Source organism: Streptomyces sp. NPDC054866, assembly GCF_053610745.1.
In genome coordinates this window covers 1,517,714-1,541,858 of sequence record NZ_JBSGZA010000001.1, presented here as the reverse complement: position 1 = coordinate 1,541,858, position 24,145 = coordinate 1,517,714, and the positions used below count along the sequence as shown (strand labels likewise).

Below are 24,145 nucleotides of genomic sequence, written 5' to 3'. Positions count from 1 at the left end.
ATGCACAGCCCCCACGATCCGTTCGTACGCGTCCGGGGTGCCCGCGAGCACAACCTCCGGAACGTCGACGTGGACATCCCGCGTGACGTCATCGCGGTCTTCACCGGGGTGTCGGGCTCGGGGAAGTCGTCGCTCGCCTTCGGGACGGTCTACGCGGAGGCCCAGCGCCGCTACTTCGAGTCCGTCGCCCCGTACGCCAGGCGGCTGATCCACCAGGTGGGGGCGCCGAAGGTCGGGGAGATCACCGGGCTTCCCCCCGCGGTCTCGCTCCAGCAGCGCCGCTCGGCGCCCACGTCCCGCTCCTCGGTGGGCACCGTCACGAACCTCTCGAACTCCCTGCGCATGCTGTTCTCCCGCGCCGGCACCTACCCCGAGGGCGCCGAGCGGCTCGACTCGGACGCCTTCTCGCCGAACACGGCCGCCGGGGCTTGCCCGGAGTGCCACGGCCTCGGCCGGGTGCACCGCACGACCGAGGAGCTCCTCGTCCCCGATCCGTCGCTCTCCATCCGCGAGGGCGCCATCGCGGCCTGGCCCGGCGCCTGGCAGGGCAAGAACCTCCGCGACGTGCTCGACGCCCTGGGCCACGACGTCGACAGGCCCTGGCGGGAGCTGCCTCAGGCGGACCGGGACTGGATCCTGTTCACGGACGAGCAGCCGGTGGTCACGGTGCACCCGGTGCGGGACGCGGGCCGCATTCAACGCCCGTACCAGGGCACGTACATGAGCGCACGGCGCTATGTGATGAAGACGTTCGCGGACTCCAAGAGCCAGGCCCTGCGCACCAAGGCCGAGCGGTTCCTGGCGAGCGCCGACTGCCCGGCGTGCGGCGGCAGCAGGCTGCGTCCGGAGGCGATGGCGGTCACCTTCGCGGGCCGTACGATCGCCGATCTCGCCGCGCTGCCCCTGTCGGAGCTCGCCAAGTCCCTGGAGAGCGCGGCGGGTTCGGAGGCGGCCCGGGTCCTTGCCGCCGACCTCCTCGCCCGCATCGCCACGATCACCGAGCTCGGCCTCGGCTATCTGAGCCCGGACCGCGCCACGCCGACCCTGTCCACGGGTGAGCTCCAACGGCTGCGTCTGGCAACACAGTTGCGCTCCGGGCTCTTCGGCGTCGTGTACGTCCTGGACGAACCGTCGGCCGGTCTGCACCCGGCGGACACGGAATCCCTGCTCACCGTCCTCGACCGGCTCAAGGCATCGGGGAACTCGGTCTTCGTCGTGGAGCACCATCTCGACGTCATGCGCCACGCGGACTGGCTCGTCGACGTGGGGCCGGAGGCGGGCGAGCACGGCGGGCAGGTGCTGCACAGCGGCCCGGTGGCGGACTTGGAGGGCGTCACGGAGTCCGCTACGGCCCGGTTCCTCTTCGATCGCGAGCCCGCTCCCGCACGCGAGGTGCGCACCCCGCGCGGCTGGCTCAAGGTCGGCCCCGTCAGCCGGCACAACCTGCGCGACGTGACGGCCGAGTTCCCGCTCGGCGCCTTCACCGCCGTCACCGGCGTATCCGGCTCGGGCAAGTCCACGCTCATCGGCGAGGTCACCGAGGACCTTGACGGCGTGGGGCGTCTGGTGTGCGTCGACCAGAAGCCGATCGGCCGCACGCCCCGCTCGAACCTGGCCACGTACACCGGTCTCTTCGACGTCGTACGGAAGGTCTTCGCGGCCACGGACGCGGCACGGACACGCGGTTACGGGGTGGGGCGCTTCTCGTTCAACGTCGCGGGCGGGCGGTGCGAGACCTGCCAGGGCGAGGGGTTCGTGAGCGTGGAGCTGCTCTTCCTGCCCAGTACGTACGCGCCGTGCCCCGACTGCGCAGGCGCACGCTACAACCCCGAGACCCTCGAAGTGACGTACCAGGGACGGAACATCGCCGAGGTGCTCGACCTGACGGTGGAGACGGCGGCGGAGTTCTTCGCGGACACCCCGGCCGTGGCCCGCAGTCTGCGGACCCTGCTCGACGTGGGCCTCGGCTATCTGCGCCTGGGGCAGCCCGCGACGGAGCTGTCGGGCGGCGAGGCCCAACGCATCAAGCTGGCAAGCGAGTTGCAGCGGGTCCGGCGCGGGCACACGCTCTACCTCCTGGACGAGCCGACGACCGGACTCCACCCGGCGGACGTCGAGGTCCTGATGCGCCAGCTGCACGGCCTGGTCGACGCGGGCCACTCGGTGGTGGTCGTCGAGCACGACATGGCGGTGGTGGCCGGAGCGGACTGGGTGATCGACATGGGTCCGGGCGGCGGCGACGAGGGCGGTCGCGTGGTCGCTTCGGGGCCGCCCGGGGTGGTGGCGGAGGCCGAGGGCAGCCGGACGGCGCCGTATCTGGCGCGGGCGATCGGCGGGGGCCGCTGAGGTTTGGTACACACCAACTCCTTGACGGCACACGGGAGTCTGCCTTAAATCAAGTACTGAACAAAGCGTCGGGGTTGATCGCTCGTCGCGTTCAGTTCTCGATGCCTGATTGTCATGCGCATGGCCTGAGACTCTCCCAGCGCCTCGCACCCCCCACTCTCTCGCCCCCCCACGTGAAGCGATGTGATGACAGTGCACACCTCTTGGCGCCGCCGTGCGGCGCTCTCCACGGTCGCCCTGGCTTGCTGCGCCTCTGCCCTGGCCGGACTGCCCGGCGGAGCGTCGGCGGCCCCCTCCCCCGCCGGTTCCGCCGCGGCCGCCACCTTCACCGACGACTTCAACGGGCCCGCGGGCTCGGCGGTCGACGGCGGCAAGTGGCAGATCGAGACCGGCGACAACGTCAACAACCACGAGCGGCAGTACTACACCTCGGGCAACAGGAACGCCGCCCTCGACGGCCAGGGCAACCTGGTCATCACCGCCCGCAAGGAGAACCCCGGCAACTACCAGTGCTGGTACGGGCGTTGCGAGTACACCTCGGCCCGCCTGAACACCTCGGGCAAGTTCACGCAGACGTACGGCCATGTCGAGGCCCGCATGAAGGTGCCGCGGGGACAGGGCATGTGGCCCGCCTTCTGGATGCTCGGCGCCGACATCGGCAGCGTGGGCTGGCCCCAGAGCGGCGAGATCGACGTCATGGAGAACGTCGGCTTCGAGCCGAGCACGGTCCACGGCACCCTGCACGGCCCCGGCTACTCGGGATCGGGCGGGATCGGCGCGGGCTACACCCTGCCCGGCGGCGAGGCGTTCGCGGACAAGTTCCACACCTTCGCGGTGGACTGGTCACCGAACAAGGTCACGTGGTCCGTGGACGGCACCGTCTACCAGACCCGCACCCCGGCCGACCTTGGCGGCAAGCAGTGGGTCTTCGACAAGCCGTTCTTCCTGATCCTCAACCTCGCGGTCGGCGGCTACTGGCCCGGCGACCCGGACGGCAGCACGGCCTTCCCGCAACAGCTCGTCGTCGACTACGTGCGCGTGTCCACCAACAACTAGGCGGCACGCGTCAGTTGAGGCGCGCCAGCACGTGCGCGGCCTCGCGGGTCGCCGGATACAGGTCCAGATAGAGCCCGTAGAGCCGGTCGTAGACGGCCGAGGTGGTGGCGTCCGGCGCGACCACCTCGACCGTCGGGTTCCAGTGCGCGATGTCGCCGGGCTCGGCGAGCCCGGCACCGACCGCCGCCAGGAACGCGTCGCCGTACGCGGCGCCGATGGTGTGGCGCGGCAGGTGCTGCTCGCGTCCGGTCACGTCGGAGACGATCCGGGTCCACAGCGCACGGGCGCCACCGCCGACCGCGACCAGGCGTTCGGCGGTGGCGCCCGCATCGGCCATGGCGGCGAGATTGTGCCGCACGCCGTACGCGGTGGCCTCGAGCGCCGCCCGGTAGAGGTGGCCGCGGCCGTGCCGCAGCGTCAGGCCGTGGACGAGGCCCCGCGCGTCGGGGTCGAAGAGCGGGGTGCGCTCCCCCGCGAAGTACGGCAGCATCAGCAGCCCCTCGGCGCCGGGCGGCAACTCACCCGCTTCCGCCGTCAGTTGCTCGTACGAAGTCCCGGTGAGGTCACGCAGCCACCCGGTGACCGCGCCCGACGTCGCCATCCCGGCCGCCAGGCAGTACGTGCCAGGGAACGCGCCCGCCGTGCCCCACAGATGCGGGCTGGTCAGCGGCTCCGGCAGGATGCCGACCAGGAACATCGTCGTGCCGTACATGAGCATGAGGTCACCCGGGGCGGCGACGCCGACGCCGGCCGCCTCCGCCCAGGCGTCGACCGTGCCGGAGACGACGGGAGTGCCCGCGGGGAGGCCCGTGAGGGCCTCGGCCTCCGGGGTCACGGCGCCGACGACGTCGGAGGGCCAGACCAGCTCGGGCCACTTCAGGCCCGGGGCGATCTCCTCGCAGCGGTCATCCATCCAGGCGCGGGCGGCCAGGTCGTACAGCGGTGTGCACTGGCTCGCGGAGTGGTGGTCGAGGACGTAGCGGCCGGTGAGGCGGTGCACGAGGTACGAACTCGCCATGTACCAGCGGCGGGTGCTGCGGTAGGCCGCCGGTTCGTGGCGGCGCAGCCAGGCGAGCTTGGGGCCGATCGCCTGGCTGGTCAGAGGCGAACCGCAGCGGCGGATGATGTCGTCGGGCCCGTAGCGCTCGTTCTGCTCGGCGATCTCGGCGCCGGCCCGGGTGTCGACGCCGTACAGGATGGCGGGCCGGACCGGCGTGCCCTTCTCGTCGACGGGGAGCAGACAGGGGCCGATGCCGCTGACGCCGACCCCGGCGAGCGATTCACCGGCGGGCAGCGCGGCCAGCAACTCCCGTGTCAGCGCGCGGAATTCGTTCCACCACACGCCGTCCGCGTCATGCTCGAACCAGCCGGGATGCGGTGTGGACGTGGCGTGCTCGCGCTGCGCCTGGGCGACGAGCGTCCCGTCGGGGCGGACGAGGACGCCCTTGGAGGAAGAGGTCCCGATGTCGACGCCGAGCAGAAGACCGGTACGGGGCGCGGTGGCGGAGGTCATGGCTGCGGAATTCGAGGCTGCGGAGGTCATGGCTAGGGGACGATCGCGTCCACGTAGCCGCCGTCGACGCGGATCGCGCCGCCCGTCGTGGCGGAGGCCAGCGGGGAGCTGAGATAGACCACCATGTGCGCGATCTCCTCCGGCTCGATGAGCCGCTGGATCAGGGACTGCGGGCGGTGCTTGACCATGAACTCCCGCTGCGCCTCGTCCCAGGGCAGGGATGAGTCGACCAGCTCGTACACGAAGTCCTCCACACCGCCGGTGTGCGTGGGGCCCGCGATCACGGAGTTGACGGTCACGCCCGACCCGGCGGCCTCCTTCGCGAAGCCCCGGGAGACCGCGAGGAGCGCCGTCTTCGACGTGCCGTAGTGGATCATCTCGGCGGGGATGACGAGCGCCGAGTCGCTGGCGATGTTCTGGATCCGCCCCCAGGAGCGGTCCTTCATCCCGGGCAGATAGTGCCGGATCATGCGGACGGCGGTCAGTACGTTCACCTCGAAGTAGCGGCGCCATTCGTCGTCGCTGATGTCGAGTGCCTGCTCCGCGCCGAAGATGCCCAGGTTGTTGATGAGGATGTCCACGTGGGGAACGGCCGCGAAGACCTGGGCGGCGCCTTCGTCGGTGGAGATGTCACCGGGCGCCGGGAGGAATTCGGCACCGCCGTGCTCCTCCTTCAGCCGCTCGACGGCCTTGTCGACGGAGGCGGCGGACCGTCCGTTGACGGCCACCCGGGCTCCGGCCCTGGCCAGGCCGACCGCGATGGCCGCCCCGATCCCCTGGGTCGATCCGGTGACGAGGGCGGTCTTGCCGGAGAGATCGACGAGCATGCTGCGTACCTCCTGCTGCGGTGCGACTGGGTGGGCCCCGGGGCGTGGCCCGGCCTTGTCCCCCAAGATTCAGTAGATCACCCCACGGCTGGGCCATGTAGCTTCCGGTAGGCGGTCGGGGTCACTCCCACCTCTCTGCGGAAGATGGTCCGGAAGTTCGCGGCCGAGCCGAAACCCGTCGCTCCGGCGATTTTCTCGACGGACCAGTCGGAGGTCTCAAGGAGCCGGCGCGCGCCGAGAATCCTCTGCAGGGTGACCCATTGCATCGGCGGCATTCCCGTCTCACGCGCGAAACGCCGGATCAGGGTTCTGCGCGACAGGAGGCTGTGATCGGCCAGCATCTGCACGGTGATCGACGAGCCGATGTTCTCCATCACCCATTCCCGTGTCGCCCGCAGGCTGTCGCGAGGAGGTGCGGGCACCTCTGTGTACTGGGGCGCGTTCGCGCCACGGACGGAAGAGAAGACGACTTCCTTCGCCACGCCATCCGCGACCGCGACGCCGAAATCGCTCTGGACGACATGGAGACAGGCGTCGATCGCCGCGCCCCCACCCGCCGACGTCAGGATGGGCCCGTCCTCGACGAACAGCCGATTCTCGACGACGTCGACGCGAGGATGGGCCAGGCGGAGTTCATCGGTATGGCGCCAGTGCGTCGTGGCCGACCTGCCGTCCAGGATGCCGCCGGCCGCGAGCGCGAACACACCTGTGCAGACGGCCACGACGCGCGCGCCCCGGTCGACCGCGCTCCGCAGCGCTTTGAGGTAGTCCTCCGGGATCGGGAGGTGCGGATCCTCGTAGCCCGGGACCACGACGACATCGGCGTGCTCCACGGCGGCGAGCGACGACGATCCGTCGCTCGCATCCCCACATATCAAGACGCGATATCCCAGATGCCGTCCGAAGACATGCTCGGGGATGCTGACGTCCAGCGCGTAGAAACGCGGCATCGCCAGGACCGCGACAACCGTCTCGCCCTCTGTGGATCGCACTTGCGCCCCCTCATACCTTCGCTCACCCGGTGCCCGCCCCTGGCACGATCCTTGCCGTAAGTGGCACAGCCGAGCCTGGCCCGCCCCTGAACAGGCCCCATACCGTCAACACCATGAACAGCGCACAGCAAGTCGAACGTTTCGGAGTCCCGTGGGAAGAGACTTACGGGTACGTGCAGGCGGTCAAACGCGGCGACACCATCTACCTGTCCGGCCAAGTGGCCCACACCGGGACGGAAGTCGTGGCACCCGCTCCGATCAATGATGCAGGACGGGTCACAGACTTCTCCCTCATGGGCGAGCAGTTGCGCCAGTGCTATGCCAACGCGGCGGAACTCCTTCGTCGTTTCGGCGCATCGCTGGACGACGTCGTCGAAGAGGTCATCTACGCACTCGACGTGGACGCGGCCGACGCCGCGGCGGGGCCGGTGCGCAAGGAAGCCTACGGTCGGCCCGATCCGCAGGTGGCGAGCACCATGATCGGCACCTCCCGGCTCGCCTTCCCCGAACTGCTCGTCGAGGTCAAGTTCATCGCCCGGGTCTGACGGGCGGCCACGCGGCCCCGGGGTGGCAGAGCCCCGGGGTCCTTGGGCCCTTGCGTCCTCAAGCGGCGAGGGTCTGCTTCAGGGCGGCGAGGCCGTCGCTGAAGATGCCGTGGAAGAGGGCGACGACCTCGTCCTCGCCGGCGCCCACCGGTGTGAAGACGCCGGACCACTCGACGCGGGACGCGTCCTGACCGGGGAGTTCGTGCACCGTGAGGGTGGCCACGTAGTCGGTGGCGGGGAACGGGGCCCGCAGGATGGAGTAGCTGTAGGTGCGCGCCTTCTCGTCGAAGGTCAGGAGGCGCTCGACGATGACGCCGCCGTCCTCGCTCTTGAGGCTGCGCACGCGGCCGCCCTCGCTGGATTCGCTGGAGGGGATGTACGGAAGCCAGTCGGGCAACGAGTCGAAGCCGCCGATGAGCTGCCAGACGCGGTCGGCCGGTACGGGGAGCTCGATGGACGCGGAGGTGGAAGCCATGGTGTCTCCTTGTGAGAGGTACGGGGGTGTGGGCGGGGGCAGTTGGCGGTCAGGCGGTGGGCACCGGAGCGTCCGCGGCGATCAGCTTCTCCGCGCGCAGGTCCGCCCAGAACGCGGCAGGGACCTTCTCGCCGAGCGCGGCGACGTCCTCGGCGATGCGGCTCGGCTTGGTGGCGCCGGGGATCGCCGCGACCGTCGCCGGGTGGGCGAGGGAGAACTGCAGCGCGGCGGACTTGATGCCGACGCCATGCCGCTCGGCGAGCGCCTTGATGCGCTCGACCTTGGCGATGATCTCCGCGGGTGCCTTCTGGTACTCGAAGTGCCGGCCGCCCGCCAGGATGCCGGAGCTGTAGGGCCCGCCCACGACGATGTCGACGCCCTGGGCCTCCGCGGCAGGGAGCAGGCGCTGGAGGGCGCGGTCGTGGTCGAGGAGGGTGTAGCGGCCCGCGAGGAGGAAGGCGTCGGGCCTGGGTTCGTCCAGGTCGAGGGTGAGTTCGAGCGGCTCCACGCGGTTGACGCCAAGGCCCCAGGCCTTGATGACGCCCTCGTCACGCAGCCGGTCCAGGGTGCGGAAGGCGCCCGTGCGGGCCGTCTCGTACGCGGCCAGCCATTCGTCGCCGTAGAAGTCCTGCGCGACGTCGTGCACCCACACGATGTCGAGCCGGTCCGTCCTCAGTCGCTTCAGGCTGTCCTCGATGGAGCGGAGGGTGGCGTCGGCCGTGTAGTCGTTGACCATCTTGTTCGGACGGCCGTGCTCGAAGAGGCCGCCCTTCTCGCCGAGGTCACGGGCGGCGGGGTCCTCGACCTCGTCGAGGATGACGCGGCCGACCTTCGTGCTCAGGACGTACTCGTCGCGGGGGCGTCCCGCGAGGACGTCGCCGAGACGGATCTCGGAGAGGCCCGCGCCGTAGAAGGGGGCGGTGTCGTAGTAGTGGATGCCCTGGTCCCAGGCGGCCTCGACGGTGGCCGCGGCCTCCTCGTCGGGGATGGCGCGGAACATGTTGCCGAGCGGGGCGGTGCCGAAGCCGAGCGCTCCGGGGAGGAGGGAGGTGATGCTCATGGGGAGTCCTCGCGATGGGGGGATTTGCGGCGGTTCCGATGGTGACCGGATGATCCGTCGGCCTTGCGAGTTCGAGGTTAGGATCGATGCTTGAGACTGTCCAAGACTCGCTTGGACGCACTTGAGTCCTCCGAGGTCTTACATGCTTGACCTGCGACAACTCCGCTATTTCGTGGCCGTCGCGGAGACGGAACACGTCGGCAGGGCGGCGGAAGCACTGCACATCTCCCAGTCCCCGCTCAGCCGCCAGATCGCCCAGCTGGAGAAGCAGCTCGGCCTCGTCATGTTCGAGCGCAGCCAGCAGCGCATCCGCCTCACCGCCGACGGCAAGGTCTTCCTCAGCGAGGCCCGCGCCCTGCTGCGGCACGCGGACCGGCTCGAGAATCTGGGCCGGCGGCTCGGCCGGGGCGAGGAGGGCGGGCTCTGCATCGGATACGTGGGCGACGCCATGCACACCGGCGTACTGCCGGGCGCGCTGCGCACCCTGCACGAGGAACGCCCCGGCATCCACGTCGCCCTCTACAGCCTCTCCGCGGCGGAACAGTTCGAGGGCCTGCGGCAGCGCAGCCTCGACATCGCCCTGGTCCAGGAACCGCCGGCGCGGGACGACCCGGACCTGCTTGCGGCTCCCCTCCTCGAAGACCCGCTGCTGCTCGCGATGCCCGCGGCTCATCCACTGGCCGCGCAGGCGGAGTTGACGCCGGGCGACCTGGACGGGCAGGCGTGGATCGCCGTCGAGAACTCCCAGGATCCTGCCTGGCGTGACGCCTTCCTCGCCTCGTGCGTGGCGTCCGGCTTCACCCCGGACATCCGCCTGGACGCCGCCGAGCCGCTCACCGCGCTCGGCCTCGTCGCCTCCGGACTCGGCCTCGCGCTCATCCAGAAGAGCATGGTGCGCGGCACGACGGACGACGTCGCCGTACGTGAACTGCCCTGGCACAAGGCGTCCGTTCACCTGTGGGCGGCCTGGCACGCCGTCGATCTGCGGCCGGTGGTGGCGTCCTTCCGCGAGACGGTCCTGGCGAGCGCCACCGTCGGCTGACCCGGCCTGTTCACGGCCAGTACGACCTGCGCAGCGAGGACTTGGCCAGCTTCCCGGTGGGCGTGCGGGGCAGCGAGTCCGTGAAGTCCACGGTACGCGGCGCCTTGTAGTGGGCGATGCGCTCCCGCACGAACTCGACCAGTTCACGCTCCAGTTCGGGCCCCGCGGTCACTCCTTCGGCCGGGCGCACCACCGCCTTGACGGCCTCCCCCATCTCCGGGTCAGGCACCCCGATCACCGCGACGTCCGCGACCGCCGGATGCAGTACGAGACAGTCCTCGGCTTCCTGCGGATAGACGTTCACGCCACCCGAGATGATCATGAATGCCTTGCGGTCGGTGAGGAAGAGATAGCCGTCGTCGTCGACGTGCCCGATGTCCCCCGTGGTGGTCCAGTTCGGATGCGCCGGGTGCTGGGCCTCGCGGGTGCGGTCCTCGTCGCCGTGGTAGCGGAAGGGCAGTTCGTCGCGCTCGAAGTAGACGATGCCGGTCTCGCCGCTCGGCAGCAGCTCGCCCGCCTCGTCACAGATCCGCAGCTCCCCGAGGAGTCCGTCCTTGCCGACCGACCCGGGCTTGCGCAGCCATTCCTCGGGCGAGATGAACGTGATGCCGTTGCCCTCCGTCGACGAGTAGTACTCGTACAGGATCGGACCCCACCACTCCAGCATCCGCCGCTTCACCTCGACGGCGCAGGGCGCGGCGGCGTGGATGGCGGTCTTCATCGACGACAGGTCGTAACGCTCGCGCACCTCAGTGGGCAGCTTCAGCATCCGTACGAACATGGTCGGCACCCACTGACTGTGCGTCACCCGGTGGCGTTCGACAGCGGCCAGGGCGCCTTCCGCGTCGAAGGCGTCCATGAGGACGACCGTCCCGCCGAGCGCCGTGACGACTCCGCAGAAGCGCAGTGGAGCCGCGTGGTAGATCGGGGCGGGCGAGAGGTAGACGGTGTCCTCGCCGAAGCCGTACATGGCCTGGAAGATCAGCACGTAGGTGCTCGGCTCCTCGCGCACGTCACCCTCGGGCAGCGCGGGCTTGATGCCCTTGGGACGGCCCGTGGTGCCGGAGGAGTAGAGCATGTCAGTGCCGCGCGGCTGATGGGCGGGCGGTTCGGCGGACGCGGACTCCAGGGCCTTCTCGTACGTTCCGTCGTCGAGGCCGAGCTGGATCGGCGGGCCGCCCGCCAACTCCGTTACCGCCGCGCCGAATTCGGCGAGTGAGCCCGAGACGATGAGCACCTTCGCCCCGCAGTCACGGACGATGTACGCGGCCTCGTCCGTCGTGAGGTGGTGATTGACGGCGGTGAGATAGAGGCCCGAGCGCAGCGCCGCCCAGTAGACCTCCAGAGCGCGCGGGTCGTTGTCGCAGAGGAGGGCGAAGTGGTCACCCTGACGCAAGCCTGCGGCCCGCAGATGATCCGCGAGCCGCAGGGAGCGTTCTTCGAGCTGTCCGTAGGTGAGGGTCCGTGTGCCGTCGGCGGTGACGACGGCCGTCCTGGCGGGGTCGTACGCTCCCGGATGCATGTCGCGAAGGTACGCCCCCGAAGGGGCGCGGGGAACTGCGCGCTCAGCCACGAACGACCCGCAGATCCCTGACCGCCCCTAGCGACTCACCTTCCTCGTCGCCCGCAACCACTCCTTGTTCATCGCGGAGATGGAAGGCAACGGGATCCCCTTGGGACAGGCAGAGGCGCAGGCGCCAGTAAGCGTGCAGCCACCGAAGCCTTCCTCGTCCATCTGCGCCACCATGTCCAGGACACGCGTCTCACGCTCGGGCGCGCCCTGCGGCAGGACACCCAGGTGGTTGACCTTGGCCGAAGTGAACAGCATCGCCGAGCCGTTGGGGCAGGCGGCGACGCACGCGCCGCAGCCGATGCACTCCGCGTGCTCGAACGCGAAGTCCGCGTCCGGCTTCGGCACGGGCGCCGCGTGTGCCTCGGGGGCGGCTCCGGTCGGAGCGCTGATGTAGCCGCCGGACTGGATGATCCGGTCGAAGGACGAGCGGTCCACGACCAGGTCCTTGACGACCGGGAAGGCGGCGGCGCGCCACGGCTCGATGTCGATCGTGTCGCCGTCCTTGAAGGACCGCATGTGCAGCTGACAGGTGGTGGTGCGCTCGGGCCCGTGCGCGTCGCCGTTGATGACGAGCGAGCACGCGCCGCAGATGCCCTCGCGGCAGTCGTGGTCGAAGGCGACGGGGTCGTCGCCCTTGACGATGAGCTCTTCGTTGAGGGTGTCCAGCATCTCCAGGAAGGACATGTCGGACGAGATGCCGTCCACCTCGTAGGTGGACATGGCGCCTTCGGCATCGGCGTTCTGCTGGCGCCAGACGCGCAGGGTGAGCTTCATGCGTAGCTCCGCTGAGTGGGGTGGACGTACTCGAAGACGAGGTCTTCCTTGTGGAGGGTGGGAGCCTCACCCGTGGCCGTGAACTCCCAGGCGGCGGCGTACGAGAACTCCTCGTCCACGCGCGCCGCTTCGCCGTCCGGCGTCTGCGACTCCTCGCGGAAGTGGCCGCCGCAGGATTCGGCGCGGTGCAGGGCGTCGAGGCACATCAGCTCGGCGAGTTCCAGGTAGTCGACGATGCGGTTCGCCTTCTCCAGGGACTGGTTGAACTCCTCGCCGGTGCCAGGCACCTTGATCCGGCGCCAGAACTCCTCGCGAATCTGCGGAATGCGCTCAAGCGCCTTGCGCAGACCCGTCTCCGTACGGGCCATGCCGCAGAACTCCCACATCAGCTCGCCGAGTTCGCGGTGGAAGGAGTCGGGGGTGCGGTCGCCGTCAACGGCGAGGAGCCGGGTGATGCGGTCCGTCGTCTCGTCCAACACCTCGCGTACGACGGGGTGTTCGTCGGAGATCTCGTCGTGGTGCGGATTGCGGGCGAGGTAGTCGTTGATCGTGGACGGCAGCACGAAGTAGCCGTCGGCGAGGCCCTGCATCAGGGCCGAAGCGCCGAGCCGGTTCGCTCCGTGGTCGGAGAAGTTGGCCTCACCGATCGCGAACAGGCCCGGAACGGTGGTCTGGAGGTCGTAGTCGACCCAGAGTCCGCCCATCGTGTAGTGCACGGCGGGGTAAATGCGCATCGGCGTCTTGTACGGGTCCTCGTCGGTGATCCGCGCGTACATGTCGAAGAGGTTGCCGTACTTGGCCTCGACCGCCTTGCGGCCCATGCGCTTGATGGCGTCGGCGAAGTCGAGGTAGACGCCCTGCCCGCCGGGGCCGACCCCGCGACCCTCGTCGCACACGTTCTTCGCGGCGCGCGAGGCGATGTCGCGGGGCACGAGGTTGCCGAAGGAGGGGTAGATGCGCTCCAGGTAGTAGTCGCGCTCATCCTCGGGGATCTTGTTCGCGGGGCGGTCGTCGCCCTGGGCCTTGGGGACCCAGATCCGGCCGTCGTTGCGCAGCGACTCACTCATCAGCGTCAGCTTCGACTGGTGGTCGCCGGTGCGCGGAATGCACGTCGGGTGGATCTGCGTGAAGCAGGGGTTGGCGAAGTAGGCGCCGCGCCGGTGGGCACGCCATACGGCCGTGGCGTTGGAGTTCATGGCGTTCGTCGACAGGTAGAAGACGTTGCCGTAGCCGCCGGACGCGAGGACCACCGCGTCGGCGAAGTAGGTCTCGATCTTGCCCGTGATCAGGTCGCGGGCGACGATGCCGCGGGCGCGCCCGTCCACGACGATGACGTCGAGCATCTCGGTGCGCGGATGCATCTCGACGTTCCCGGCGGCGATCTGCCGCGAGAGCGCCTGGTAGGCGCCGAGCAGGAGCTGCTGCCCCGTCTGGCCGCGTGCGTAGAACGTCCGGGAGACCTGTACGCCGCCGAAGGAGCGGGTGTCGAGCAGTCCGCCGTACTCACGCGCGAACGGAACACCCTGCGCGACGCACTGGTCGATGATCTCCACCGAGATCTGCGCGAGGCGGTGGACGTTGGACTCGCGGGCGCGGAAGTCGCCGCCCTTGACGGTGTCGTAGAAGAGCCGGTGGACGGAGTCGCCGTCGTTGCGGTAGTTCTTCGCGGCGTTGATGCCGCCCTGCGCAGCGATCGAGTGGGCGCGGCGCGGTGAGTCCTGGTAGCAGAACTGCACGACGTGGTAGCCCTGTTCGGCGAGCGTGGCGCCCGCCGAGCCGCCCGCGAGGCCGGTGCCGACGACGATCACGGTGTGCTTGCGGCGGTTGGCGGGGTTGACCAGCTTGGCCTCGAAGCGGCGGGTGTCCCAGCGCTCGGCGACGGGCCCGGCCGGGGCCTTGGTGTCGACGACCGGCTCCCCGGTCACGTAATCGGCGTACTCACGAGAGGAGGTCCCACGGGAGTACTCACGAGAGGAATTCATCTGCTAGCTCACCACTCCGGTCATGACGGCCACGGGGACGGCGATGAAACCCGCCGTCAGTACCAGCGCGAGGCCATTGGCGATGATCTTGAGGGCGCGGTCACGGGTCGCCCTGCCCGCGCCGAGGGTCTGCGCGGCGCTCCAGAGCCCATGGCGGATGTGGAAGCCGAGGGCGAGCATCGCGACGATGTAGATGACGTTGCCGTACCAGGTGGAGAAGGTGTCGATGACGTTCTGGTACGGGTGCAGGTGCTCGTAGCCGCCCGGATGCACGGTGCCGGTCGTCAGGTCGAGCACGTGCCAGACGATGAACAGGCCGAGGATGATCCCGCCCCAGCGCATCGTGCGCGTGGCGAAGCTCGTGCCCGCCTTCTTGTTCACGTACTTGGTGGGGCGCGCCTTGATGTCGCGGCGGCTCAGCTGGTAGGCGGAGGTGGCGTGCGCGACCACGGCGACGACGAGTACGACGCGGATCAGCCAGAGGGTCCACTCGTAGTGCATGAAGGGCTCGCCGACCGTGCGCAGCCAGCGGCCGTAATGATTGAACTCCCCCGGCCCGAAGAAGATCTTCAGGTTCCCGATCATGTGGGCGATCAGATAGAGCAGCATGATCAGGCCGCTCACTGCCATCACTGTCTTCTTGCCGACGGACGAGTCCCAGATCGTGCGCGTCATCGACGGCCGTCGGTCCGTCCGCGTTGCCAGAGCCATGGGACCGACGCTAAGGCCGGAAGTCCCGATCGGTCCAAGAGATGGATCAGCTCATCTCGATAGCGAGTGGCTATCATCGGCCGTATCCTGCCGTGTATGCAGTTCCAGCAGCTTCTCTACTTCGTCGCGGTGGCCGAGACCAGGCATTTCACCCGGGCCGCCGAGCAGGTGCACGTATCGCAGCCCTCGCTCTCCCAGCAGGTCCGCGCCCTGGAGAAGGAGCTGGGCGCCGAGCTGTTCAGCAGGGCCCGGGGGAACATCGCGCTGACCGATGCGGGCGAGGCGCTGCTTCCCCTGGCCCGCCGGATCCTCGCGGACGCCGACACCGCGCGCATCGAGGTCCAGGAGCTGGCCCAGCTGCGCCGCGGCCGGATCCGCCTGGGGGCGACGCCCAGCGTCTGCACGGGCCTGCTACCCGAGGTGCTTCGCGCCTTCCACGACCGCCACCCCGGCATCCAGCTCCTCCTGGAGGAGGGCGGCTCCCACGACCTCGTACGCGAACTGGCGCGCGGCGCCTTGGACTTGGCCATCGTCGTGCTCCCCCTGCCGTCGCCGTCCCCCGCCCTGACCACCGTGGAGCTGCTCCGCGAGGACCTGGTCGTGGTGTCGTCGCCGGACGCGCGCAAGTTCGGCGGCAAGTCGGTGCGCGTCGCGGATCTGGAGCGGGAGCGTCTCGTGATGTTCCGGCACGGCTACGACCTACGGGAGCTGACGGTCGCGGCCTGCCGGGCCGAGGGATTCGAGCCGGAGTTCGCGGTCGAGGGCGGCGAGATGGACGCGGTGCTCGGCTTCGTGCGGGCGGGGCTCGGGGTGGCGGTCGTGCCGCGCATGGTGGCCGAGCGGGCGGGGCGCGGCCTGCGGATGACGCCTCTGGCCCGCCCCACCCTGCACCGCACGATCGCGCTCGCGCACCGCAGTGACGTGGCGCCGCCACGGGCTGCGCGGGAGCTTCAGCGGATGCTGCTCGCTCCGCTGGGAGAGCCGTGATTTTCCTGCGGGCCCGGTGGGGGCTGGCCGCGCAGTTCCCCGCGCCTCTTACGGGGCGGTCAAGGCGCCCGTCTGGGGATCCCTGATCGTCAAGCAGTACGTCCCGCCCGCCGGGTCCCGCATCACGATCCAGTGCGGGCCCCGCCATACGGTCTCGGCGCCGAGAGCCTCGTGCCGGACGCGGTCCGCTTCGGGGTCGGAGCAGGAGAAGTCCGGGTGCGCTCCCGGCGGACCGGCCGCGTCCAGGCGCTGGAGCAGGATCCGGATCGGCAGCCTCGGGGTCGGCTCGACGAGGTGGAACTCCGGGCGCGAGCCCGGGCGCTCGGGCCACCCCGTGAACGCGGGCCAGAACGCCTTCTCCGCCTCGAACACCGCCGGCGGCACATCCAGGCACACCTGGTCCAGGCGGCTCGTCGTCCCGTCCGGCGCGGCGAGCGGCTCTGGGCGTGCCCGCTCGCCCTCCCACTTCACCACGCAGAACAGCTGGCCGCCGGGAGAGCGCAGGACCTCCAGGCCCTCCTCCGCGAAGACCGGGGTGGCTCCGAGCGCGCGTGCCTCGCTCGCCTTGGCCGCCACGTCCTCCACGGCGAAGTCGAGGTGCGCGCCGCCGGGTCCTTCGACCGCCTGTGCCTTCAGGAAGGCGTCGGCCCCGTCAGGAAGGAGGGTCACGAACTGGTCGTCGTCGCCGCGGAACGCGGAGAGTCGTGTCCCGGTGACCGCCGCCCAGAAGTCATGGGCCTTCGCGAACCGGTCCTTGGGCCGGTCCACGAAGGCGTACACCCACTGGATCTCTCCGGAGGCCATCCTCGTACTCCTCAGGTCGTCGCGTCGGCGAGTGCCAGCTCGTGCAGCTGGTCCGGCGGGCCAGGCCGTGCGTAGTACCAGCCCTGCGCCGTGTCGCAGCCCAACTCTCGCAGCTGATCCGCCTGGGCGCCCGTCTCGACGCCCTCCACCGTGACCGCGAGGTCCAGGCTGTGGGCGAGCGCGACGATCCCCTCGACGATCTTCAGGTCGACCGGGTCGGCAGGGAAGTGCTGCATGCCCTGCGTGAAGGAGCGGTCGAGCTTGAGGATGCTCACCGGGAGGCGGCGCAGATTGGCGAGGTTCGAGTAGCCCGTGCCGAAATCGTCGAGCGCGATGTCCACGCCCATCTCGGCGAGCCGCCGCAGCGGCTTGAGCAGGTCGTCGTCGGCGCCGATCAGCGCGGACTCGGTCACTTCCAGGCACAGGGCGCCCGGTTCGAGCCCGGCGCGCTCCAGGATCTCCACGGTGTCCGAGACCAGGCCGGGGTGGTTCAGCTGCATGGGCGAGAGGTTGACGTTCACACGCAGCGGCCCCGCGTCCTTGTGCCGCGCCTCCCAGGTGCGGGCCTGGCGGACGGATTCCTCCAGTACCCAGCGGCCCAGCGGCACGATCAGGCCGGTGTGCTCGGCGAGCGGGATGAACCGGTCCGGGCCGATGATGCCGTGCTGCGGATGCAGCCACCGCACCAGCGCCTCCGCGCCGCGCACGCTGCCGTCACCCAGGTGCACCAGGGGCTGGTACTCGATGAAGAACTCGCCCCGCTCCAGGGCGGCGGGCAGCGCGGTGGTCAGGCCGTGCCGGGTGATGGCGCGGGCGTCGGCCTCGGGGTCGGCGAGCTCGAAGCGGTTGCCGCCCGCGGACTTCGCGCGGTACATCGTGATGTCCGCGCTGCGCAGCACCTCCGCCGCGTCGCGCTCCCCTGCCGGGCCCTCGACGATGCCGATGCTGCCGCGCACGGTCAGTTCGCGGCCCTCGACGCGGATGGGCGTGGAGAGCGCGTGCATGATGCGGCCCGCGAGTTCGTCCACCTCGGCCTCGGTGTCGCGGCCGGTGGTCAGCGCCACGAACTCGTCGCCGCCGAGCCGCGCGACCATCTCGCCGGGCGCGGTGGCGCAGGACTGGAGCCGGTCGGCGACCTCGACGAGGAGTCGGTCGCCCGCCGCGTGGCCGAGGCTGTCGTTGACGGTCTTGAAGCCGTCGAGGTCGAGGTAGCAGAGCCCGAACCGTGCGCCGTCGCCCGCCGCGAGGGCCTTCTCCAGGCGCTCGAAGAACAGGGTGCGGTTCGGCAGTCCGGTGAGCGCGTCGTGCGTGGCCTCGTAGCGAAGGCGGAGATTGAGCAGCCGGCGCTCGGTGGTGTCCTCCATCAACGCCAGCTGGTATTGCGGGACTCCGTCCGCGTCACGCAGCAGCGAGACCGTCAGATTGGTCCACAGGACGGTGCCGTCGGGCCGGTAGAAGGCCTTCTCCACGCGGTAGTGCTCGCGCTCGCCGCGCACCAGCTCGTCGTAGAGCTTCCATACGTGGGGCGAGTCGTCGGGGTGGGTCCACTCCGAGACGTTGCGTCCGCGCACCTGGTTCTCCAGGCCGCCGAACATGCGGATCAGCGCGTCGTTCACCTCGAGGACCGTGCCCGTGAGGTCGGCTATGCCGATGCCGATCGCCGCGCCGTGGAAGACGGCACGGAAGCGTGCCTCGCTCGCGTGCAGGGCTTCGGCCACGGCGCTGCGGGCGTCCAGGGCGGCGCGGGATATCGCCTCCTGCTCGGCGAGGGTCCGCTCGCGAAGCGCTGCCGCGAAGCCGGCGGCCACGGCGTGCTGGAGGCGCGCGGAACGGGCCCGCAGCTCCTCCTGGGGCCCGCCGTCGCCGCAGTACAGGACGAGATAGGCGTCCACGCAGTCGAGCGTGCGGCTCAGCGCCTCGGGATCGGTGCAGTGCGTGCCGACGAGCGCCGCGCCGATCGCCTGGCCCTCGGCCGATTCGAAGATCCGCTCATGCAGCGCGGCACGCAACCTCCGGGCCAGAGGCACCAGTTGCTGCTCGAACTCGGGACGGGTCAGCGAGGTCGCCGTCACCGGGAAGATGGCGCGGCTCCAGATGGTGGCGAACCTGCGCACTCTGTCCTCGGGGCCGTCCGGTTCCCCGCTCATGCCCTGCGCCCCACGCCGGCGAACCCGGAGAAGGCATACGGGTCCTCCTCCTCGGGCGCGGTGTCGGGCCGCCAACGCGGCATCGGCACGAGGCCGGGTTCCACCATGTCGTATCCCTCGAAGAACCGCGCGATCTCTTCGCGCGAGCGCATGATCAGTGGATTGCGGATGTCCTTGTAGACGCCGACGGCCTGACCGGCCTGCTCGGCGGGGATCGGCATCCCTTCGTACGAGGCGTGCGTGAGGGCGATCACGCTGCCGGGCGCGAGAGCGTCCCGCAGTTCGGCGACCGCTGTACAGGGATCGTACGCGTCCTCCACGAAATGCAGGACGGCGACGAGAAGAAGGGCCACCGGGCGGTCCAGGTCGAGCAGGGCCTCGACCTCCGAACTGCCCAGAATTTCCTGGGGTTTGCGCAGGTCCGCGGCGACGACGGCCGCCTTCTCGTCACCGTCGAGCACGGCCCGGCTGTGCGCGACGGCCACAGGGTCGTGGTCGACGTACACCACGCGGCTCTCGGGATCCGCCAGCCGCGCGACCTCGTGGACGTTGCCGAAGGTGGGGATGCCCGAACCGATGTCGAGGAACTGGGTGATGCCCTCCTCCACGGCGAAGCGCACCGCCCGGCGCATGAAGGCACGATTCGCCTGCATGATCTTGGGCAGCCCCGGCATGAACTCCATGGCCCGGCGGGCTGCGTCCCGGTCGACCTCGAAGTTGTGCGAACCGCCCAGGTAGTAGTCGTAGATGCGGGACACGCTGGGCATCGTGATGTCGATGCCCTGCGGGGCCCAGGCGGGACGCTCCATCAGGACTCCAAGTCGTAGGCGGGACGAGCCGGTGTTCGAAGGTGAGGCTACTGATCGTCCGCCAAGGGAGCGAGTCAAAACGGAAATTGGCCGTCCGTTCTCGGTCACTGCCTGTGGCAAGTGCCGAATATCAACCCAAAGAACCGGTCCGTTCCTTCCCCGGGAGGGGAGAAAGGAACGGACCGGTAGACCGTACGCGAGGTACTTCCGACTGGCCCCCCTTCTTGGCTGAGTTCTTCTTCGCACTTGCCCTTCGGCGCCGACTGCTTCTGTACCTCTATTTCCTGTACGTCTATTTCCCGTACGTCTGCTTCCCGTACGTCTACTTCCTGTACATCTACTTCCTGTACGTCTACTTCGGGGCGCCGACAGGCTTTCCGTCAGGGCCGGCGGCGTACCAAGTGCCGCCCACACCCTGCCCGTTGGTGTCGCCGGGCTTCTTGTCACCGGCGAAGGTGTACATCGGCCAGCAGTCGATCGTCTGCTGGCGCTGTCCGTCGGGGCGGTCGAAGACGACGAACCCCTTCTTGAGGATTCCCTTGGTGTCGTTCTTGGCGACGGGCGGAACCACCGGCCACTTCTCCAGGCAGGCCCCGGTGCAGGCGGACTTCATCGGCCAGGCGGAGTCCTTCGTGAAGCGGTAGACGGTCATGCCGTTCTTGTCGACGACGATCTCCCCGAGCTTGGGGTCCTTGCGGGTGGAGAGCCCTGCCGGGTCGACGGGAGCCGTCTCGGCAGGGGGTTCGGCCTCTTCGGCGCCGGGCGCGGCCTTCTTGCCGTCGGGGGCGGCCGCGTACCAAGTGCCGCCCACGCCCTGGCCCTTGGCGTCGCCGGCCTTGGTGTCCTTGGCGTACCGGTACATCGGCCAGCCGTCGATCGTCAGCTGCTTGCTGCCGTCGGAGCGGGTCACCTCGCCGAGGAGGGACTTGTCGACGCCGGGTGCGGCGGCCGCGCCGTCGGGCGACACGACGGGCCAGGTCGTGGCGCAGGCGCCGTCACAGTTCGACTTGGGGGGCTGGGCGGTGTCCTTGTCGAAGCGGTAGAGCGTGCGGCCCTCGCTGTCGGTGACGACCTTGCCGAGCTTCTTGCTGTCCCAGACGGCGAGTTGACCGGCCGCTTTCGCCTTCCCCGCGCCTTCCTTCGCGTCGCCGGTGTCGGCGCCGTATCCGTCACCCGCCCCGTATCCGTCCGACTTGGCCGGGGCCTGGTTGCCGACGTTCTGTCCGTTCGGCGACTGGTCCCCCTTGTCCTGACCGCACGCCGTCGTCAGCGCCAGCATGGCCGCAGCTGTCGCTACGAGCGAGGCGCTCCGCCAGGTCTTCATCTTTGACTCCCGCTGTTGCTTGGGGTGTCGTGCCGCTGAGTGCGTCACGCATGGCCCTAGGTACGGGTGGGAACGGCTGGTGCGTTCAACCGGCCTTCAAGATTCTTTTGTTCGTCAAGCTCGCGCCCGGCGTCTCCTCCCTTCGGGTCACAGGAGGCCCACATCGGCGTGGCAGGGCGACATGCTGCCCATGATCCCTGTCGTGCATGGATCCACTAGGGCCTCGTCCGGCCTGGTCACACGCTTACTGGCGCTTCTGGTGCTGGCCTGGCTGCTCGGTGCGCCGACGGCCGCCGCGGTACCGGCAACCGCCTCCGCCGCCGCGCCCGCCGCTCCCGCTGCCGCGCCCGCCGACAACTGCGCCTATGCCTCGATCGGTGACGGGCCCGGCGGTGGCGCGGTGGCTGTCTCGGGCGACGGAGTGGTCTGCAGTGCGGGCCCCTCGCGCCCTCCGAAGCCTCCGCCGCCGCCACCCCCGCCACCACCACCGCCCGCTCCGGCTCCACCGCCCCGCCCTGAGCCACCGGCGCCGGAGCCTCCTCCTCCCCCGCCACCGCCACCGCCCGCGCGCCCGGCCCCTCCTGAGCCCGCGCCGCCGCCCCCGCCACCGCCGCCGCGTCCGAGCCCGAAGCCGAAGCCGACCCGCACTGCTCCCGCCAAGGTCACGCCGTCGCCGGTGAGTTACCCCTCGTACCGCATCACGCCACGCAAGACGCCGCCCCGCGGCGGCCCGTCCCTGGTCTCGCTCACCCTGCTCATCACCGCGCCCGCGGTGCTCGCCGTCGCCGCGCTGCGGCCGCGCTGAACCGTCGGAGGTCCCATGTCGGAATGGCTTGTTCTCACCCTCGCGATGGCGGCCGCGTGCGGAGTCGTCCTCGTCGTCACCTTCCTGCGGCACCGCAGGACGAGCCCGGATTACGACGCTTCGGAGACTCCGGACGTCATCGAGTACATGACGATGATGATCGGCGTGGTGTACGCCATCGTCCTCGGCCTGGCCATCGCCGGCGTCTGGGAGGCCCGCAGCGTCGCCCAGGACCATGTACACAGCGAGGCCCAGGCGTTGCACGAGGTGTCCGAGCGTGCGCGGGTCTACCCCGCCGACGTCCGCGAACGCATCCGTACGGACGTGCACGCGTACGTCAGCCATGTCGTCACCACCGAGTGGGACGTCATGGCCGACCGCGGCGAACTCACCGACCGCGGCTCCGAACTCCTCTCCCGTGTACGCCACGAAGTCACCGACTACCAGCCCAAGTCCGACTTCGAGGCCCAGGCCTACCAGCCGCTCGTCGACGCGGTGGCGGCCGCGGCCGACGCGCGCAGCTCCCGTGGCGACAGCGCCGGGGCGACCATGCCCGGTGTGGTCTGGTTCGGTCTGATCACGGGCGGTCTCGTCACCGTCGGCATGATCTTCGCGCTGCAGATCCGCCGCACCCCGCGCGAACTCATCCTCGCGGGTCTGTTCTCGGCCTTGATCGCCTTCCTGCTCTTCCTCATCTGGGACTTCGACGCCCCCTACAGCCGGGGCATCGCGGCGACCCCGGAGCCGTTCCGCGCGCTGTTCGACAACCTAGGCGGATGAGGGAAGCGCGGCCCCACCCTCAACTGCGGGGGCGGGGCCGCAACTCTGCCCCTCACGCTCACCCGCACCCTCACTCAGCGGTGATCGACGCGACCTGGGTGAGGGAGTCGATCCGCCAGTCCGCGGCGTCGACGAGGGTCGGGTCGTCGGCCCACCAGTACCCCCAGGGCCCGCGCCGGATGTGCGCGGCCTTCAACCCGGCAGCTTTCGCCGGGTAGATGTCGTTCGCGGGGTGGTCACCGACGTACAGCGTCTGCTCCGGCGCGGCCTGGGCCACCTCGATGACCCTGGCGAAGAACGACGGATCCGGCTTCGCCACGCCCCACTCCCCCGAGGTGACGATGAGGTCGGCGGGAAGATCCAGGTCACGCAGCAACTCGCCCACGCGCGGCGTCTGGTTCCCGGCGATGACGACACGCAGCCCCTGCTTGCGCAGCCCGCCGAGAGCGGGGCGCACATCGGGGTAGAGGTCGGTCTCGGCCAGGTACTCGCCGCGCCCCGCGACCTCGCGGGCGTGATAGGCGGCGGCGACGTCTATGTCCGGGCTCAGCAGCCGCAGCGCTTCGGCGTTGTCGCGGCCCCGCGTGACGACACCTCCCACGAGCGCGGAGACAGTGTGGCGGGGCACACCGAGCCAATCGGCCCAGGACGCCCAGTAGCGGTCATCTTTGGTGAGGGTCTCCCCCACGTCGAACACGACGGTCTCAATCATCAAGCCCAGCCTATGGGCCCACCACACGGGACCGGCCGCCTGACCCGCGGCGCGCGGGTGGGTTCACGTGTACGCCACGATGATCGAGCCCGCCACCAGGGTGGCTGGCACAGTTGAGCCATGGAGCTCATCGAACTCACTCGGACCGCGAAGGAGTTGGTCGAGGCTAGGCACCCCGACGCGCTGGCGGCGTTTCTGGGCGGAAGCGCGGTGACGGCGCGGCGCACCCCGTTCTCCGACCTGGATGTCGTGGTGGTGCTGGCCGGCGAGCGGGATCCGTCCCGGTCGAACCTGCGGTTCGGCAGGTGGCCGGTCGAGCTGTTCGTGCACACCGAGGCCAGCTGGCGGTGGTTCGTGCGGGCGGAGATTCCGCGGCGGTGCTCGCCGCTCCTGTCGATGTGCGCCGACGGTGTCGTGATCGTGGACCGGGACGGAACTGGTGCCCGACTCCAGGGCGAGGCGCGCGAGTTGGTGGCGGCCGGGCCGCCCGAGGCGACCGCGGAGGAACTGGAGGACCGGCGCTACGCGCTCACCGATCTCCATGGACGACCTCGCCGGGTGCGGGCAGGCGGGCGAGCGACTGTTCATCGTCACCGAGATCGCCCGCAGGACCGGCGAGTTCGTGCTCTTGCGTACGGGGACGTGGCTGGGCGGCGGGAAGTGGCTGGCGCGGCGTGTGGACGAGGTGTGGCCGGGCTTCTCCACCGCGCTGGAGGCCGCGGCGCGGGAGGCCCTGGAGGGCAGGGCCTCGGGCCTCGTCGCGCTGGTGGACGAGGTGCTCGCGCCGTGCGGTGGGCGTGTCTGGGAAGGATATCGGCGCAGCGGGTACCCCGGGTCCGCGGCCCCGGCTTCGCACACTGGTCCGTAAACCGTGCTGCGCG

22 protein-coding genes are annotated in these 24,145 nt (G+C 70.1%); 8 read left to right on the top strand and 14 right to left on the bottom strand.

Annotated features, from left to right (window positions below; all coding sequences use genetic code 11):
- Together ACWGI2_RS06535 and ACWGI2_RS06530 are read left to right on the top strand one after the other, a co-directional pair.
- Positions 1-2,346, top strand: a complete 2,346-nt coding sequence (locus tag ACWGI2_RS06535; protein WP_453694340.1) for an ATP-binding cassette domain-containing protein — start codon at positions 1-3, stop codon at positions 2,344-2,346.
- A 186-nt stretch (positions 2,347-2,532) separates the two neighbouring features.
- On the top strand, positions 2,533-3,402 hold the full coding sequence (locus tag ACWGI2_RS06530) for a glycoside hydrolase family 16 protein (protein WP_453694339.1): 870 nt from the start codon (positions 2,533-2,535) through the stop codon (positions 3,400-3,402).
- Between the two features lie 10 nt (positions 3,403-3,412).
- On the opposite strand, the gene ACWGI2_RS06525 is transcribed toward ACWGI2_RS06530, so the two are convergent.
- The 3 genes from ACWGI2_RS06525 to ACWGI2_RS06515 form a co-directional block, all read right to left on the bottom strand.
- Positions 3,413-4,915 carry an FGGY-family carbohydrate kinase gene (locus ACWGI2_RS06525; protein ID WP_453694338.1) on the bottom strand — a complete coding sequence of 501 codons (1,503 nt, stop codon included), beginning with the start codon at positions 4,913-4,915 and terminating at the stop codon, positions 3,413-3,415.
- 32 nt (positions 4,916-4,947) lie between these two features.
- A complete protein-coding gene (locus ACWGI2_RS06520; RefSeq protein WP_453395977.1) occupies positions 4,948-5,742 on the bottom strand; it encodes an SDR family NAD(P)-dependent oxidoreductase in 795 nt (264 codons plus the stop codon).
- A 77-nt stretch (positions 5,743-5,819) separates the two neighbouring features.
- Complete coding sequence (locus ACWGI2_RS06515; RefSeq protein WP_453694337.1) at positions 5,820-6,734, bottom strand: GlxA family transcriptional regulator; 915 nt, start codon at positions 6,732-6,734, stop codon at positions 5,820-5,822.
- Between the two features lie 113 nt (positions 6,735-6,847).
- Between ACWGI2_RS06515 and ACWGI2_RS06510 the strand changes: the two genes are divergently transcribed.
- A complete protein-coding gene (locus ACWGI2_RS06510) occupies positions 6,848-7,279 on the top strand; it encodes a Rid family hydrolase (protein ID WP_453694336.1) in 432 nt (143 codons plus the stop codon).
- Between the two features lie 58 nt (positions 7,280-7,337).
- Here the strand turns inward: ACWGI2_RS06510 and ACWGI2_RS06505 are convergent, their stop codons facing one another.
- Entirely contained in the window at positions 7,338-7,754 is a 417-nt protein-coding gene (locus tag ACWGI2_RS06505; RefSeq protein WP_453694335.1) for an SRPBCC family protein, read from the bottom strand.
- A 49-nt stretch (positions 7,755-7,803) separates the two neighbouring features.
- Positions 7,804-8,814, bottom strand: coding sequence for an aldo/keto reductase (locus ACWGI2_RS06500; protein ID WP_453694334.1), 1,011 nt, complete (start codon positions 8,812-8,814; stop codon positions 7,804-7,806).
- A gap of 142 nt (positions 8,815-8,956) precedes the next feature.
- On the opposite strand from ACWGI2_RS06500, the gene ACWGI2_RS06495 reads away from it, so the two are divergent.
- On the top strand, positions 8,957-9,856 hold the full coding sequence (locus ACWGI2_RS06495; RefSeq protein ID WP_453694333.1) for a LysR substrate-binding domain-containing protein: 900 nt from the start codon (positions 8,957-8,959) through the stop codon (positions 9,854-9,856).
- Positions 9,857-9,866: 10 nt separating this feature from the next.
- Here ACWGI2_RS06495 and ACWGI2_RS06490 read toward each other — a convergent pair whose 3' ends face one another.
- The 4 genes from ACWGI2_RS06490 to ACWGI2_RS06475 all read right to left on the bottom strand — a co-directional run bounded on the left by ACWGI2_RS06490 (position 9,867) and on the right by ACWGI2_RS06475 (position 14,860).
- Positions 9,867-11,378 carry an acyl-CoA synthetase gene (locus ACWGI2_RS06490; protein ID WP_453694332.1) on the bottom strand — a complete coding sequence of 504 codons (1,512 nt, stop codon included), beginning with the start codon at positions 11,376-11,378 and terminating at the stop codon, positions 9,867-9,869.
- A gap of 78 nt (positions 11,379-11,456) precedes the next feature.
- Positions 11,457-12,203 carry a succinate dehydrogenase/fumarate reductase iron-sulfur subunit gene (locus ACWGI2_RS06485; RefSeq protein ID WP_160509097.1) on the bottom strand — a complete coding sequence of 249 codons (747 nt, stop codon included), beginning with the start codon at positions 12,201-12,203 and terminating at the stop codon, positions 11,457-11,459.
- The gene (locus ACWGI2_RS06480; protein ID WP_453694331.1) at positions 12,200-14,185 is read right to left on the bottom strand and encodes a fumarate reductase/succinate dehydrogenase flavoprotein subunit; all 1,986 of its coding nucleotides are present in this window, start codon (positions 14,183-14,185) and stop codon (positions 12,200-12,202) included. Before ACWGI2_RS06480 ends, ACWGI2_RS06485 begins: the two co-directional genes overlap by 4 nt.
- Before the next feature lie 3 nt (positions 14,186-14,188).
- Positions 14,189-14,860 carry a succinate dehydrogenase gene (locus tag ACWGI2_RS06475; RefSeq protein ID WP_453694675.1) on the bottom strand — a complete coding sequence of 224 codons (672 nt, stop codon included), beginning with the start codon at positions 14,858-14,860 and terminating at the stop codon, positions 14,189-14,191.
- Positions 14,861-14,992: 132 nt separating this feature from the next.
- On the opposite strand from ACWGI2_RS06475, the gene ACWGI2_RS06470 reads away from it, so the two are divergent.
- Entirely contained in the window at positions 14,993-15,883 is an 891-nt protein-coding gene (locus tag ACWGI2_RS06470; RefSeq protein ID WP_453694330.1) for a LysR family transcriptional regulator, read from the top strand.
- 48 nt (positions 15,884-15,931) lie between these two features.
- Here the strand turns inward: ACWGI2_RS06470 and ACWGI2_RS06465 are convergent, their stop codons facing one another.
- From ACWGI2_RS06465 to ACWGI2_RS06450, 4 genes are all read right to left on the bottom strand, one after another.
- The gene (locus ACWGI2_RS06465; protein ID WP_453694329.1) at positions 15,932-16,687 is read right to left on the bottom strand and encodes a VOC family protein; all 756 of its coding nucleotides are present in this window, start codon (positions 16,685-16,687) and stop codon (positions 15,932-15,934) included.
- Between the two features lie 11 nt (positions 16,688-16,698).
- Positions 16,699-18,834: a putative bifunctional diguanylate cyclase/phosphodiesterase gene (locus ACWGI2_RS06460; protein WP_453694328.1), complete on the bottom strand. Its 2,136-nt coding sequence runs from the start codon at positions 18,832-18,834 to the stop codon at positions 16,699-16,701.
- On the bottom strand, positions 18,831-19,643 hold the full coding sequence (locus ACWGI2_RS06455) for an SAM-dependent methyltransferase (RefSeq protein ID WP_453395966.1): 813 nt from the start codon (positions 19,641-19,643) through the stop codon (positions 18,831-18,833). The genes ACWGI2_RS06460 and ACWGI2_RS06455 overlap by 4 nt, the downstream gene beginning before the upstream one ends.
- Positions 19,644-19,995: 352 nt before the next feature.
- Positions 19,996-20,967 carry an SCO0930 family lipoprotein gene (locus tag ACWGI2_RS06450; RefSeq protein WP_453694327.1) on the bottom strand — a complete coding sequence of 324 codons (972 nt, stop codon included), beginning with the start codon at positions 20,965-20,967 and terminating at the stop codon, positions 19,996-19,998.
- Positions 20,968-21,169: 202 nt separating this feature from the next.
- Here ACWGI2_RS06450 and ACWGI2_RS06445 point away from each other — a divergent pair, with 202 nt between their 5' ends.
- Positions 21,170-21,772 carry a hypothetical protein gene (locus ACWGI2_RS06445; RefSeq protein WP_453694326.1) on the top strand — a complete coding sequence of 201 codons (603 nt, stop codon included), beginning with the start codon at positions 21,170-21,172 and terminating at the stop codon, positions 21,770-21,772.
- A gap of 15 nt (positions 21,773-21,787) precedes the next feature.
- Complete coding sequence (locus tag ACWGI2_RS06440; RefSeq protein ID WP_453395963.1) at positions 21,788-22,552, top strand: bestrophin-like domain; 765 nt, start codon at positions 21,788-21,790, stop codon at positions 22,550-22,552.
- Positions 22,553-22,622: 70 nt separating this feature from the next.
- Here the strand turns inward: ACWGI2_RS06440 and ACWGI2_RS06435 are convergent, their stop codons facing one another.
- A complete protein-coding gene (locus ACWGI2_RS06435; RefSeq protein WP_453694325.1) occupies positions 22,623-23,264 on the bottom strand; it encodes an HAD family hydrolase in 642 nt (213 codons plus the stop codon).
- A 541-nt stretch (positions 23,265-23,805) separates the two neighbouring features.
- Here ACWGI2_RS06435 and ACWGI2_RS06430 point away from each other — a divergent pair.
- Positions 23,806-24,132, top strand: coding sequence for a hypothetical protein (locus tag ACWGI2_RS06430; RefSeq protein ID WP_453694324.1), 327 nt, complete (start codon positions 23,806-23,808; stop codon positions 24,130-24,132).
- The last annotated feature ends 13 nt before the right edge of the window (positions 24,133-24,145 follow it).